At 50.3% G+C, this 14,149-nt stretch carries 15 protein-coding genes; 5 read left to right on the forward strand and 10 right to left on the reverse strand.

Annotated features, from left to right (window positions below; all coding sequences use genetic code 11):
- Positions 1 to 256: 256 nt before the first annotated feature.
- The gene (locus CWE07_RS13525) at positions 257 to 838 is read left to right on the forward strand and encodes a hypothetical protein (protein ID WP_111570467.1); all 582 of its coding nucleotides are present in this window, start codon (positions 257 to 259) and stop codon (positions 836 to 838) included.
- A gap of 27 nt (positions 839 to 865) precedes the next feature.
- Here CWE07_RS13525 and CWE07_RS13530 read toward each other — a convergent pair whose 3' ends face one another.
- The 3 genes from CWE07_RS13530 to sugE form a co-directional block, all read right to left on the reverse strand.
- A complete protein-coding gene (locus tag CWE07_RS13530; RefSeq protein ID WP_111570468.1) occupies positions 866 to 1,981 on the reverse strand; it encodes a hypothetical protein in 1,116 nt (371 codons plus the stop codon).
- Between the two features lie 69 nt (positions 1,982 to 2,050).
- Entirely contained in the window at positions 2,051 to 3,901 is a 1,851-nt protein-coding gene (locus CWE07_RS13535) for a hypothetical protein (RefSeq protein ID WP_111570469.1), read from the reverse strand.
- Between the two features lie 183 nt (positions 3,902 to 4,084).
- Positions 4,085 to 4,402 carry a quaternary ammonium compound efflux SMR transporter SugE gene (gene sugE / locus CWE07_RS13540; RefSeq protein ID WP_111570470.1) on the reverse strand — a complete coding sequence of 106 codons (318 nt, stop codon included), beginning with the start codon at positions 4,400 to 4,402 and terminating at the stop codon, positions 4,085 to 4,087.
- Between the two features lie 242 nt (positions 4,403 to 4,644).
- On the opposite strand from sugE, the gene CWE07_RS13545 reads away from it, so the two are divergent.
- The 4 genes from CWE07_RS13545 to CWE07_RS13560 all read left to right on the forward strand — a co-directional run bounded on the left by CWE07_RS13545 (position 4,645) and on the right by CWE07_RS13560 (position 10,367).
- Positions 4,645 to 5,025, forward strand: coding sequence for a DUF6152 family protein (locus CWE07_RS13545; RefSeq protein ID WP_111570471.1), 381 nt, complete (start codon positions 4,645 to 4,647; stop codon positions 5,023 to 5,025).
- Between the two features lie 6 nt (positions 5,026 to 5,031).
- Positions 5,032 to 5,517, forward strand: coding sequence for a DUF6644 family protein (locus tag CWE07_RS13550; protein ID WP_111570472.1), 486 nt, complete (start codon positions 5,032 to 5,034; stop codon positions 5,515 to 5,517).
- A gap of 207 nt (positions 5,518 to 5,724) precedes the next feature.
- On the forward strand, positions 5,725 to 8,580 hold the full coding sequence (locus CWE07_RS13555; RefSeq protein ID WP_111570473.1) for a TonB-dependent receptor: 2,856 nt from the start codon (positions 5,725 to 5,727) through the stop codon (positions 8,578 to 8,580).
- Positions 8,580 to 10,367: a metallophosphoesterase family protein gene (locus CWE07_RS13560; RefSeq protein ID WP_111570474.1), complete on the forward strand. Its 1,788-nt coding sequence runs from the start codon at positions 8,580 to 8,582 to the stop codon at positions 10,365 to 10,367. Before CWE07_RS13555 ends, CWE07_RS13560 begins: the two co-directional genes overlap by 1 nt.
- Positions 10,368 to 10,392: 25 nt before the next feature.
- Here CWE07_RS13560 and CWE07_RS13565 read toward each other — a convergent pair whose 3' ends face one another.
- The 7 genes from CWE07_RS13565 to CWE07_RS13595 form a co-directional block, all read right to left on the reverse strand.
- Positions 10,393 to 10,764, reverse strand: a complete 372-nt coding sequence (locus CWE07_RS13565) for a hypothetical protein (protein WP_111570475.1) — start codon at positions 10,762 to 10,764, stop codon at positions 10,393 to 10,395.
- A gap of 20 nt (positions 10,765 to 10,784) precedes the next feature.
- Positions 10,785 to 11,204, reverse strand: a complete 420-nt coding sequence (gloA2, locus tag CWE07_RS13570) for an SMU1112c/YaeR family gloxylase I-like metalloprotein (RefSeq protein WP_111570476.1) — start codon at positions 11,202 to 11,204, stop codon at positions 10,785 to 10,787.
- Between the two features lie 13 nt (positions 11,205 to 11,217).
- Positions 11,218 to 11,601: a hypothetical protein gene (locus tag CWE07_RS13575; protein ID WP_126819022.1), complete on the reverse strand. Its 384-nt coding sequence runs from the start codon at positions 11,599 to 11,601 to the stop codon at positions 11,218 to 11,220.
- Between the two features lie 34 nt (positions 11,602 to 11,635).
- Positions 11,636 to 12,076, reverse strand: coding sequence for a YqaA family protein (locus CWE07_RS13580; RefSeq protein ID WP_111570478.1), 441 nt, complete (start codon positions 12,074 to 12,076; stop codon positions 11,636 to 11,638).
- A 22-nt stretch (positions 12,077 to 12,098) separates the two neighbouring features.
- On the reverse strand, positions 12,099 to 13,112 hold the full coding sequence (locus tag CWE07_RS13585; protein ID WP_111570479.1) for a YihY/virulence factor BrkB family protein: 1,014 nt from the start codon (positions 13,110 to 13,112) through the stop codon (positions 12,099 to 12,101).
- A 94-nt stretch (positions 13,113 to 13,206) separates the two neighbouring features.
- Positions 13,207 to 13,545 carry a hypothetical protein gene (locus tag CWE07_RS13590; protein ID WP_111570480.1) on the reverse strand — a complete coding sequence of 113 codons (339 nt, stop codon included), beginning with the start codon at positions 13,543 to 13,545 and terminating at the stop codon, positions 13,207 to 13,209.
- Between the two features lie 35 nt (positions 13,546 to 13,580).
- On the reverse strand, positions 13,581 to 13,793 hold the full coding sequence (locus CWE07_RS13595; protein WP_111570481.1) for a zinc ribbon domain-containing protein: 213 nt from the start codon (positions 13,791 to 13,793) through the stop codon (positions 13,581 to 13,583).
- Positions 13,794 to 14,149: the final 356 nt, after the last annotated feature.

Here is a 14,149-nt window from a genome sequence, read left to right on the forward strand (position 1 = left end):
AGGTGGAGCAACTATCGAAACACTGAAAGAATATGTACAAAGTCAGGCCATACCTGACTAGAACCGCTGCGCGGCTCCCGCTTATATCCCCGCCCGATTGGGCGAGGGTTTACGCGGATTTTGCTAAGGTTTGTAACTGTGTTGCACACAGTGATATAAATAGTTGATTTGCTCTGCAAATGCGAATTTATGGATTACACTTTGCAGCTTAATTACAACAAGCGTTTGGGAAGGCCGAACGAATATAAGGGGTCATATGCGCACGTCACAATTATGGATTAGCAGCTTCCTCGCTCTTTGGGTACTTACTGGCTGCGCGAGTTTCAGTGCGCCGTTCAATGCCCCACAGCCACAGGCGACCCAGCAATACAGCAACTTAACGGCTGCCGACCGCCACATCAATATGGTGTTAATTGACGAGCGCCAGCTCATCAACCAGCGCCGGGCGAGCCAAGCTAACTTCAATGAGCAATTAAGCACCATTCGTGCACGCGAAGGTTTAGCGCCGAACTTTGAAGCCAGCGTACGTCAGTTTGTCGCACACCTACCTAACCACGATCGCAACTGGCGGGAAACCTACACCTATATTCTGGTATTTTACGTCGATGGCCTCAACCGACTTGAACCATTACGCGGTTTGACGGTGCGCAATAGCGCCGGTGAGCGCATCAGTGAGAGCTTTCAGGTTAGCCCTGAAGACCACATGCTGGAAATCACTATCAGCGGCGATAAATACCGCATTCGCGAACCGTTGCAAGTTGAGATAGCGCGCAGCAGTGGCGCGCCTTTGCAATTCACCGTACCTGTGGTGGCGCTGCCTAACCGACCAAACCGCTAGGCAGCCCAGCGCTATTCGGTAATATTATCAATTAGCCTTCTCGCTGTGTGCTTGACCATCTAGCTCATGGTCAAGCGGCGGAACCCAAGCTCGCAAGCGCGTTGGCAATACTTTGAGCGTTACCCGTCGGCAGCGCTGCCAATATACTGACAATGCCAGCAAACCAAGGCCGATACCCATAGTGCTAATGGCAAAATTCAAGCTGACCACACCATATTCGGTCAATACTTGGCTATACACGTACACCAGTGCACCAATCGCTGCCAGCATCAGTGCGCGACGGTCCACCCAAAGCGATACCAAGGCCATCAGTGCGTAGATCAGGGTCACAATCAGGGCACCAAAGATACCCACCTGCGGGGCTTCCTCAGCAAGCTGAGGACCGCCTATAATGAACGGGAAAATACCAGCTGCGAGTAGCCAAGCGGCTAATATATGCAGCCAAAACGCGACATCGGCGCGGTAATTAGTGCGTTTTAAGTCGCTAATATCCCACCACATGGCAAACGCAAATACCGCAAGACCGAGCAGTAGGTTCAGCAGTGGTATGGTAGCAATCACACCATGGGTGGTACCTGCGACCATGATTTGTACCGCCAGCACCAGTGCGCCCACTGCTGTCGCAATAGTAATAGGTACCCGGAAACGCCACCAGAACAGCAGTTGTAGCGCTGCCGCTGCCAGGCAAACCAACACCAGCCTAAAGCCTTCAAAGCCAAAGTTTTGCATCGCGAAAATAATGCTCGCGATACCGAAACTTAACGCCAGCGCCACACCCGGTAGCGCCATTTTACGCACCCGCACAAAGTACTCGGCGAGTGCCCAAGCACCCAGCGCAACCCCTAAGCTAGCATTTAAATCCGTTAGTGCACTGACGAAACTACCGATGGCAGCTAGTACCAAGGCACAGGCAACCACCACGAAAATATCGTTAAAGCCTGAAATTAAGCGAAAATACTCACTTTCAATGCTCTTTTTAGCGGTATTGCGGTGGTATACGTGGTCACGTACTTGCGTTAACTGTTCAGGCGTAAGAATCTCGGCCTCCACGCAAGACTGCAAGTCCGCTTCCGTATAGTTGCGAGGCGCAGGTTTTGCAGTGGAACCGTCAATCTCTGGCTGGTTTGATGTATGTTGTTGCATGCTCAATCCTTGTGGTGCACTTATTTGTGTGTGAGCCATAGCAATTAAGCTCGGGTTCACTTTTCCCTATTAAAGCTGCATTGGGCCTTGTAAGTCGACTGTTATTTCAACAATATGTTCGCTCACATCTTGCTTTGACCACACCTCTACCCAACGCGGTTCACCGTAATATAGTGCCGCCTCATAGGCTTGTTGCGGGTCGCTTTCAAGGCTTACAGTGCTGCGTGCCATCAGCTTTAGGACGCCATGGTCATCGCCGACTACTAATGCACTGCCGTCGGGCACAGCGCTATCAGCCATCACTAACCGGTTACCTTGCACATATACGCCAGTTGGCAGCGCATCTAACTGAAAGCGTTCACGCTGGAAGCCATCCACCCGCGTCACCGGCAAGGTTAACGTCACCCGATACGGCCAACGCTCAAATTCATACGGCCGATAGAGCAGTTTTCCTGTATCCACACTTACTGCATCATCGCTATCTGGAGCCGCCAGCGGCTCGCCGTCTTGATCGAAGAATTGGACGCTTTCAAGCTGCGGGGCGCCAATACGCTGCGCGCTGGTCAGCAAGTCTGTCATCACGCTTGGGTACTTAAATGCTATCTCTTCAAGCTGTTCCGTTTCTGCTTTGCTGAAATCATCTAAATGGGTAGTGAAGTTCGACAGCAATGCTTCAGCCATTGCCTCCTCGGGCAATTCTTCTAACTCCCAATGCCCGTCATACACCGGCCCCGCGGGCGCAGTGATTGGTAGCTCGTCAAAGGCTTTGAGCGGATGCGGCCAGCGGCTCGACCAAAATTGTACTGGAATACTAAGTTCGCGCTGCACACGCTGCGGCGTTTCTGGATATTGCAGCAAGGTAATTCGCCCCGCCTGCATGTAGCCAAAGGTCGCGTAAGTGACCGTCACTCCTTCCTGCAGCACGTCCTCGCTGGCGTAATTGAGTGAACTTTCCAGCGCTTGTAATTGCTGCTCCCAAACATCCAGATCGATGGGCTGTTCGGCGTCGGCAGCAATAGCGTCAGCAATGCGGGCGTTGATCCAGTCATTTAAAGTCGCCAAATACGCTGCATTAAACCGCGTGCTTGCGATTTGCTCAACTAAACGGCCGTCTGCGGTCTTGCCAAGGCCACGCAAATCGCCATCACGTAACGGCGCAAGTGGTTCACCTGCGTAATCCGGGTCGCGCTGAATATGGACACTGAAACGCGAGGGCTCAAGGTCTGTTAGCGTCATCAAGTACCCGCCAACCCGCTGGGTTTTATTTAGGTCTTGTTCTGTAAAATCGACGTTATACACACCGAGGGGCAAGTCAGCCTGAAACTGTCCGCCCAAGCTCGCAACTTCACGCTCACGTTGCTGCGGTCGCGAGCGCAACTGAAATAGCGGGCTAAAGCGTTGAATATCGACAGTCTGGTCAGGCCCATCCGTAAGCCCCGGCACCATTGGCATGGCGATGCGCTGGTCATTGCGTAACTGTGCATATGGTAATTGCAGCTCATAGTCGAATGGCAGATCGAAGCCCCAATATATCATCCAGCTGGAATGATCTTGCGCACTGCTAAGGACCTGCAAGCTATTTAAAAACGCGTCGGCCATGGCTTCTGGGCTTACGTAGTCGGTTAGTATCTCGTGACTATCTTGGCTATGTACAACAAAGTCAGGGTCTTGCGCTGGCCCATCAATCCACTCTTGACGCCGCTCATGTTCGCGGTTCAGATTGCCTTGCAAGCGCCACAGCCAATTCCGCACACGTCGGTTTTCTATCTGCATCACGTCGGCTTGCTGCCAGACATACTCTGGGTTTTCTTGATTTGAAGATTGCGTCATATCGTCTCCCGATGGATGCGCAAAGGCAGTGCCGCTGGCGAATGCCAGGCTGGTGGATGCAACCAAGATACCAATACAAGTTAGTTTCATCGTGCCTCCGAATGCGTGTGTGAGGGTGATACTAGAGGTAGATCGGTCTGCTTTGGGGGTGCCATTCGCTTTCAATTCCTTTTGTTTTAAACGCGTATAGCATAGCAACATAGCGCTTGAGAATGAAACGCATCCTTGATCAAGCGCTTTGATTTTACCTAAGTTTAACGTTGAGAAGCGCGACTAGGTGCTTGCGAGTTTTAAACCAATGATGCCGCAAATAATCAGGCCAATACTGACTAGCTTGAGTAATGAGACGGTCTCATTGAATAGCACAACGCCTGCAATTGCAGCACCAATAATACCGATACCCACCCACACCGAATACGCAGTCCCAAGCGGCAACACGCGCAATGCTTGGCTGAGCAGGTAAAAACTGGCCAACATAGCAATGATAGTCACGATTGACGGTGTCAGTAGCGTAAAACCGCGGGTGAACTTAAGCCCCACCGCCCATACAACTTCCAACAAACCTGCAAGAATTAAGATTAACCAGAACATAACGGCTCCTTGAATTGCTAGGGCCGTCCCTACGATGAAAGGCAACGCGAGGTCGTCCCCGCGTGGCGCACTTATTCAATAAGCGTGCGACTTGATATTACCACAATAAAGCCAAAAGTAGCTCAACTGCGTAGTGATTATCACCACTGGTATTCATCCGCTTATTTTATATACTGATGATGTAGTCAGTGAATCATGCTTAGATTATGTAAATCATTCGAACATCATGTACGAGGTAACAGATGCGTAAATTATTTGGATTTGCCAGCGCTGTATTCGCCGCCGCACTGGTCACTATGGCGTCCGCGATTGCCCACCACGGCTGGGACTGGACGGAAGACGAACAAACTGAAATGACAGGTACTATTACCGAGATCTACATCGGCCCGCCCCACCCACGGTTGATGATAGACACACCCGACGGCCCTTGGCAGGTTGATCTGGGTAACCCGCGACAAACGCGTGATGCAGGCTTTGTTGAAGGCGAAGCGGAAGTGGGCGACCAAGTGTTGATTCGTGGTCATCGGTCAAATAATAGTGATGAGCGCATTATCAAGGCGGTTCGCGCGACCATTAATGACACCCAGTACACCTTCTACCCCAATTTATTGCAAGAAGACTAAGCGGCCATGCTTGAGCCTCTTTGGCAATGGCTAGCGCAATCCGCGCTAGCCAGCTTTCTACGCAGCTCCGATTGGGCTTACCCCGCATTAAGCGCCAGCCATATTATCGCTCTAGGCACCCTAATCGGCACGGTAATCGTGATGGACTTGCGCGTCCTTGGGGTTATCCGCCGCATTGAGCTAGTCCCTTTAGTGCCATTGATGAGCCAAGTTGCCGCCGTTGCTTTAGTCTTCGCGCTGCTAACTGGGGTGGTGCTATTTAGCGTGCAACCGAACCATTACCTCAGCAACGACGCATTCCTATTCAAGCTGGCCTGTATCGCGCTTGCACTACTAAATGCCCTTCTGGTTCACGCCAATACGCACTGGCGGGCACTACGCAGCAACGCTCCAGCCACACATGCACACGGGCTGCTGAAGCTAGGTGCAGCGCTATCTCTCATATTGTGGCTAAGTGCCGTGTTTGCAGGGCGTTGGATAGCATTCGTGTAATTAATAAAACTGAATGATATTACAAATTAATAATTTACCACTTAAAATATTAGCCAAACTTAACCGACTGTTCTTTACACTTATTCACACAATCGTCACGTTCCAGTCACTCAATTGAACCCGAACTGTCACATACGCTAGCTAACCTCTCCTCCCGCGTTAAATCTGTCTTTCACAGATTACAATAATTATTCGCGAGGGTGTCCCATGTCGTTGCAATTCAAATCTCTATTCAATAAGTCGTTTATTCATCGTGCAGTGCTTCACGCTTTGCACAGTCGTCATAGCGCACTTGCAGGCGTGGCACTTGGCGGCGTACTACTGAGTTCAGCCGCTATGGCGCAACAATCCGAACAACAATCCGAACAACAATCCGAACAGCCGTCAGACACCACTGAACGCGTTGAAATCATCACTGTTTCTGCAAGTTATAGCCGTAGCCTAGAACAAGCCAACGATTTGAAGCGTGACAATATTGGATTTTCTGACTCTATTGTTGCCACCGACATCGCCGACTTTCCAGAACAGAACCTCGCAGAGGCTTTACAACGAGTGCCAGGGGTTACCATCGAGCGCGAAAAAGGGCTTGGTACACGCGTCAATATTCGTGGTTTACCCACCGAATTTACCCATGTGTCTATTAATGGCCTTGCCACCGCATCGGGTAGCGGCGGACGCGATGTTGAATTCGACATTTTTGCCTCAGAACTGATTCAACAAGTTACCGTGCAAAAGTCTCCCACGGCCGCCGACGAAGAAGGTGGTATCGCAGGCTCGGTGATGATTTCTACAGCGCGGCCATTTGATTACCCAGGAAGCCGCTTTATTGTCTCTGCTGAAGGCGCTCATAATTCGATTTCAGAGGAGATCGACCCGCGTTTTTCAGTGCTTGCAAGTAATACGTGGGGCAACTGGGGCGCATTAGCGTCGTTCTCGCACGCGCAACGTACTAACCGTACTGACTCTAATTCAGGGATAAATTTTCGCCCGCTTGAACGCTTCGCTGCGCGCACGGGCGATGCAGCTCGTGATGCGCAAGGTCAACAGGCAGTAGACGTAGTGGCTCGTGATACCGGCCGCGTCATTCAAGATAGATTCGACAACGACGAAACCTCGCGCGTGGTGTTTTTAGATAAGTCAGGGGATCGCGTGTATGTCAACGACCAGACGCGCTGGGGTGCGACTGCTGCGTTGCAATATCGCCCTACGAACGCATTCAGCATGACCCTTGAGGCTATGTTGGGCGGTTACGACGCCATCGAAGACGAATACGATGCGGCAGCTTATTCAGCATCAAGCATTAGTACCTTAGAACGCATTCACGCCTACGACGATACCACACTAGCTGATTATGGCATTCTCGTGCTGACTGATGCGTCTTACACCGCAACCCAACACGAATTTTTGAGTAAAGAGCGTGTGTCAAACACTGACTTTCAACAGTTTAGCCTTAACTTTGACTGGCAACCGGGCAATTGGCTAGTGAGTGGACTAATAGGCTATTCCGGCGCGCGCAAAGAGCTGGACTATGCGAACTTGAAGCACGTCGCCTTTGGTCCTTCACGCACTCGCTACACCGAACGCGGTGGTGAAACTATCGCTAGCGAGAGTGCAGCTGGCTTCGATATGTATACGGCACTTGATCAGTACTTATTTGAATCTTATGAAGTTAACCTCGAAAATATTAGTGATGACAAATACGCCGCTGAGCTTAACTTCAAGCATGCCCTTAACCTAGCATGGTTGCCCGTGCTAACTGATATTCAATTTGGCATGCGTTACACCGATAAGTCTAAACAACGTGACTTTGGCGACGCCCTGATTCAAGGCCCAAGCGAGGGGGACACTTCGTGGGCAAACACGCGTCTTTTGAGCGATAGTGAGCTTGGCTATATTAGCGACATTGCTCCAGGTGGCGCTTACCGGTCGAATGACATCGATTGGATGCAACCGTCCAACGCCTATGCCAGAGACACCTTTCGCTACCCAGGTTTCGCTGTCGATTTCGATCCAGCAGAGTTTTACCAAGTTGACGAGCAAGTCTTTGCCGCGTATCTGATGGCAAATTGGGGGTTTGATGTAGGCCAAATTCCAGTCACGATTAACACCGGTGTACGCGGTGTCGACACCTCGGTCGATTCTTTCGGCTACCACCAAATTCAAAACCCAGATGGTTCCAGCGGGTATACCAGCGAGCCAGTATCTAGCCAGGGCAGCTATCGGGATTGGCTACCCAGCATGAACTTAACCGCAGGCTTAACCGACCAGCTATTACTACGCGCTGCCGCATCAAGAACACTAATGCGCCCAGATCTGGTCGATATTGCCTATCGGCGCAGCGTAAGCTGGAACGAGTATCGCTTCAGTGACGGCAACCCTAACCTTGAGCCCACCTATGCAACCCAATGGGATCTGGGTTTAGAGTGGTATTTAGATTCAGGTGGTTTGCTTGCCGCAACCTACTTTGAAAAAGAAATTGAAGGGGTGGTTCGTCAAGCCTTAACCGGAGTTGTTCCAAACGTAGAAAAACTTAATGCAAACGGCACCTTAGACGGCTTTTACGACTTTGATGTGTACCAGCCAGTCAATGCCGACGGTTCCTATCGTATCTCGGGTATTGAGCTTATCGCCCATGTACCCTTTGGTGGCTTATGGCCTGCACTTGAAGGCTTTGGTTTGAATAGTAACCTTACTTTGCTTAATAACTCGTTAACCGGTGCATCGACTCTCGATATTCCTACCCCACCAGAGGGGCTGGCTGAGACCGCTTACAATGCCACGCTGTATTATGAGAATGAACGCTTTGATGTACGTGTCTCTTACAACTACAAAGACGACTATGTAGAACGCATTGAGCGTAATATGTTCCCGGTCTATCGGGAAAGCTACGGGCAAATCGACATGTCCATGGGCTATCAAATTAATGACTTCGTGCGCGTCACGCTTAAAGCCATTAATCTGACCGACGAAGCGACCCGCGGTTACACCATCGACCCTCGCTTCCCAACCACCAACGAGTTTTCTGGCCGTCGTGTTAGCCTCGGTGTGCGGGCGGTATTTTAATGCAACACATACTATGCTTTACTGCCTTACTGTCGCTATCAGGGCTTGCTCCGGTAGCGGCGGAACCGACCCCTGTGGCCCAAATTGCATTTCTGCCGGATGTGCATTTTCATGACGTCTATGCAAGTTTTGAGGATGACACTTTCACTGGTATTACGCTCGACAGCGGCGAAAAGGCAGTGTTGCGAAGTATGCAGGCGCAGCTAAGATCCACGCGGCTATTTAACGAAAACTACTTTGCCTTTATCGCAGCGCTTGACGATATCGCGCAACGCGGGATATCACTGGTTGCTTTACCAGGCGATTTCAGTGACGACGGACAATCTCTGCACCTTCGGGGTTTGGCCAATATTCTGAGACGTTACGAGCAGGAACACGGCATGCGTTTCTTGCTAACCCCAGGCAATCACGACCCCGTGCGTCCATTTACGGTGCCGGGTGGTAAGCCTGACTTTCTAGGGGAAGACGGCCAAGCTCTAAGTATCTACAGTCACCAACATACTGAGTGTCGGCAGCAGCGTGCGGATATATGCAGCGACGAGTTAGAGCAGTTAGGCTATGCAGGCATATTTGCTCATCTCAGTGACTTCGGGTTTACCCCCAGGCGTTCCGATATCTATTTCGAAACCCCCTTTTGGCGACCTCAAGGCGATTATTCCTCACAGCAAGGGCTTGCTGCAGCTGAATTGGCTGCACGTCAATATGAACCGTGTGCTGATGGTGACTGCCAAACAATTAGCGACACCAGCTATTTAATTGAACCCATTGATGGCCTTTGGCTCTTAGCACTGGACGCCAATGTGTATGAGCTTTTAGACGACCATGCGAGTGATGCGAATCTTGCCTACGCTTCACCAAGCAACGCTGGCTATAATGCGCTCGTTGAACAAAAACCTTTCTTGGTCGAATGGATTAGCAACGTTGCAGCCCGAGCAGATGCACAGGGTAAAACGCTTATCACATTTAGCCATTACCCCATGGTCGACTTCTATCACGGCACGGGTACTGGCATGGCCGAACTATTTGGCCCTGATAGCGCCCAATTACGACGCTTACCCACTGCTCATACCGCAGAACGCCTTGCTGCAACTGGTTTAAGGCTACATGTCGGTGGGCACATGCACTTCAATCACACGAGCAGTGTGGCAGATTCCAGCGGCAATACATTAGTGAACATTCAGGCCCCGTCTATTGCTGGCTATCGCCCTGCGTATAAATTACTAACGGTACATAGTGACCAAAGCATAAAAGTAGAAACCCTGTTGGTTGAAGACATTGATGGCTTCGACACATTCTTTGCTGCTTATACTCAGGAGCATGCACAAGGCGCACCGTGGAGCCCAGAGCTACTTAATAGTACAAGTTACGGAGAGATGGTGGATTGGCATTTACGCGAACTTGTGCGCCAGCGCTTTATTCCGCGGGAATGGCCGCAACCACTTAAGCAAGCAGCATTAGAACTGAGTGCCGAAGAACTAGCACAGCAATTATCGCTACCCGAAACCATCAGCGAGCAATGGCAGTGGTCGATGCTCACTCTCGCTGAGGACTTTTATCGTGTACGCAATGCCAGCAGCTTAGGGCTTAACCATATCAGCAATACGCGCCTCGCTGAGTACCAAGCCTTACACAAGGCGGTACAACTAGTGTCCGCACAGCATGCAAACTATCAGTTGGCGCAGCAAATCGCGCAGTTACTCGATATTTTATTCCAGCTACAAAAAAGCCCCGCCAGCCAGCACTTCTGGGTGCAACCCGACGGGACCATAGAAAACCGCGCTGAGTAAACCTGCCAGCGCGGTTTATATCGAACTATAACGTTTGAATATTGGCTTCAGCGTTTTTCGACTTCACCGTGCTTAGGTAAGCAACTGGAATTAAACCCAGTAACGCGCCCAAGACTGCCGCTAAACCGCCCGCAGCAAGCACCAGCAAAATAGCCAGAAACGAGCTCCACAAACCTTTTGCGCTGACAACTAATACCGCAAGTAGTAAACATACCAGAATCGCAATGCCACCACCGACGCGCATCAGAAATTCATGGTCTTCGCCGCCAGTGATGACCCCGGCAATACCACCCGCTATGCCGCCAACCAACAGAACCAGCAACAAGTATGCGAGGTAAAAACCAAGCGCTTGCTTACCCGTGCGCTCGTAACCAAAATTTGTGAGTTGTGAGAACATGCTTACCTTACCTCATTGTTTTAATTAGGATCTTGCCATTGTAGCTCGCTTTCGCTGTACAACTCTAGCGGCAAACCGTCAGGATCTTGAAAAAAGGTAAAGCGGCGCCCGGTATGGGCATCAATCCGAATCGGTTCAGCGCTCACCTGCTGGGCGTCTAACCAAGCGACCGCCGCATCAATGTCGTCCACCGCAAAAGCTAGATGCCGAAGCCCCCGCGCTTCGGGGTCAGTCACCCGTGACGGAGGGTTTGGAAATGAAAATAACTCAATTTGACCGCCATCTGGCAACGCAAGATCAAGTTTATATGACTGGCGTGCCTCGCGGTACACCTCGTTTACCACAGGTAACCCCAGTATGTTCGTATAAAACGCTTTCGATCGCTGATAGTCCGAGCAAATAATGGCGACATGGTGAATGCGCTTTAATTTCAGGCCCATAGACTCAAACTCCTTATACTTCGACGTGGCTGCGAGATGCTGTATGCCGTGCACGCCAGCGCCAGACATTGCCAATCACCACACCTGCCACTATCAACGCGGCTGAAGCCCATAACGCCCAAATATATCCAGCCCCCTGCTCTGCGCTGATTGCTTGCATCAAGGCTTGATCACTTAAGGTGTCATAGGCGCCAATTATACTAAACAGAGCAACCGGTAAAGCCACCACATTCGCCCATTTCGACCAACGCACTAGCACTAAAAGTATTGCCCCCACCAGAGCCCCAGATACATACAAGCTTGGTTGTGAGCTCATTTTATCCGCCACCTCAGCAGCAGCTGGCGGCACCATACAAAGTAAAATTAACCATGCCCACGACAGTTTTAAACTCGCCACATCTGACTCCATTCATATAACAGCTAAGTGAGTGTCAACTAACTTGAAGTACTAGGTAGGCCACTACAACGTAGCGCAGTAACTTACCCGCAGTCACCAAAATAAAGAACCACTTCAGCGGCACGCGCAGCATGCCTGCCATCACGGTCAGGGGGTCACCAATCACGGGTACCCAAGAGAAGCATAATGCCAGTAAGCCATATTTGGAAAATCGCTGTTCAGCGCGAATAAAATCTTGCTCTGACATCCGCAGCCATTTTTTCACCACACTTAAGCGTGCCCAATACCCAAGGGCATAGTTGGTTAGCGAACCCAATACATTGCCAACCGTAGCCACGGCCACCAAAGTAACGGGCGACAGCTGGGTCAGTAGCAACGCGGTTAATACAATTTCTGAACTGAACGGTAAAATAGTCGCCGCTAAAAACGCGGCAACAAACAAGCCAACATAGCCAAGCTCTGCGAGGTATTCCATGGGTATCGATTACATTACTGGTCTATTGGCGCTCTTGATCTTCGGGCTCCGGTTCAGAACCAACCGTATCGGCCATATACGCGCCGCGCTCACCCATGGGTTTGTCTTTGCCAACGGTTGAGTCAACTTCGGTTTGGTGCTCCATTTCGGCGTTGATTTCGGCGCCTAACAGCACCACAAACGCGCTAATATAAAACCACAAAATGAGCACAATGACACTGCCAATTGCACCATAGGTTTCGTTGTAATTGGTAAAGTTTTGCACGTATACCGTGAAGCCGTACGACGCACCCAGCCAGCATAATGTCGCGATGACGGCACCCACGCTGACCCAGCGCCACTTCGCATTCTTGCGATTCGGCGCAAACCGATAAATGCTCTGCAACACTAAAATAAATATCAGTGCTAACAGTGGCCAGCGTAAAGTGCTCAGTAAGGTTTCAACAGATTCCCCCATCGGCACCATATTGAGCGCGATAGGCAGCACAATCGCAAGCGCTGCCAACGCCACGAAACCAAGAATACCAATCACCGTAAATAGCATCGACACCAATAGCAGCCCCCAGAAAGGCCGCTTTTCATGCTCTTCATAAATAATATTGCAGGCGGTAATCAGCGCTTTCGCCCCTCGTCGCGACACCCAAAACCATACCGCAATGGAGAGTACTAATGTCCAACTCAAAGATACGCCAGCCTCGTCTGCCAAGCTACTCAATTGCTCAGTCAGTAAATCGTAGGCTTGCTGGGGTAAAATTTGGCGTAATGGTTCAAGCTGCGCAATGATGGCTTCTGGCGACGAGACCAGTGCATACAGCACCACCGCTGCGTTCAACGCAGGAAATATCGACAGCATGACAAACAGCGCAACCCCCGCCGCAACCAGCGAGATATTATGCTTTTGTACATTGTTGGCGACACGCTGACCTATTTGGTACCAGCCGCGCCAGGTAATTTGCCAAGGGTTAGTGGCTTGACGACCGTAACGGTCATTGCTAGAAGCATTTGGGCTTTGTGGTGAAGTGTCACCTGTCGGCATGTGCCTTCCTTTATTTGCTGGCTCTCATCTTGCTAGCAAGTTTAGCAACAATATGACACTTCACACGTTTGAAGACATTTGTAGCAGAACTCGGTTAAGCGAAGAAAAATTTCATCGCGAGTGCCAACAGGCTGCCGCTACCAAGCGTCACAACGATTTTAAGCACAGGCTTCAAATAGCGCCTAAAGAATAATGCTCTGAAAAAGTCGGGATGCGCGTTGCGCAACTCCGCTAACTTTTGCTCGCCGCTTGGGGTCAGTAAGACATTTAAGTAAATCGAATCATCAGCAGTCTGCCGCGTAGCGGCCACCAACCCCTTGTTGCGAAGCACATTAACCTGCTGGAAAAGCGGTTTACAATCCGCGTCAATGCGCGCTGGTAGCGCGCCAACCTTGATGTTGTATAACGTGGTAAGTTGCGTTTGTCTGTCCATAGCGTCAACACACTCTACTAGGTTTGGCTAACCCATTAACCAGTGAAGAAATCGACGGCTTTTTGGCCACCACCAAGCACGCTGCTATAGAACTCTGTGTAACCACAGCGTTTGCAACTGACATAACGGAATCTCTTATTGTTGAGGTTAAATATCGCAGATACTAAACCGCCCTTGCCTCTAAGCTGCCCAGCTTCAAACTGATTACTTTTACACTTAAAACACTCAAACTTTGCTTTCGCTTCCATGGCTAACGACCCTTATAACTTTGATTTAAATTTATCGTATTTCTTTTGAGCTTCGATAACTCGATCTAACTTCTTATCTATATCACGTATCCTGTAATAGATTCGTACCACCAGTAGGGGCACGACAACAATTAGTAGTGCTTGAGACAGCGTGACAAAAAGAATAAAGCCGCTTCGCAGTTGTTCAAAAATATCCATCTACACATCCCAGTGATTAAGGGCAAACAGTCACGACCAGCCTAATCGAACTAAGCACGCAGATTCAAGCGCTAAGGGACTTTCGGTGGCTGATTAACAAATGAGTGAACACTGAGTTTGGTGCTGATGCAAATCACTGTCTATGCTTAACGGCATAC

The organism is Aliidiomarina maris (assembly GCF_003987335.1).
Classification (GTDB): Bacteria; Pseudomonadota; Gammaproteobacteria; order Enterobacterales; family Alteromonadaceae; genus Aliidiomarina; species Aliidiomarina maris.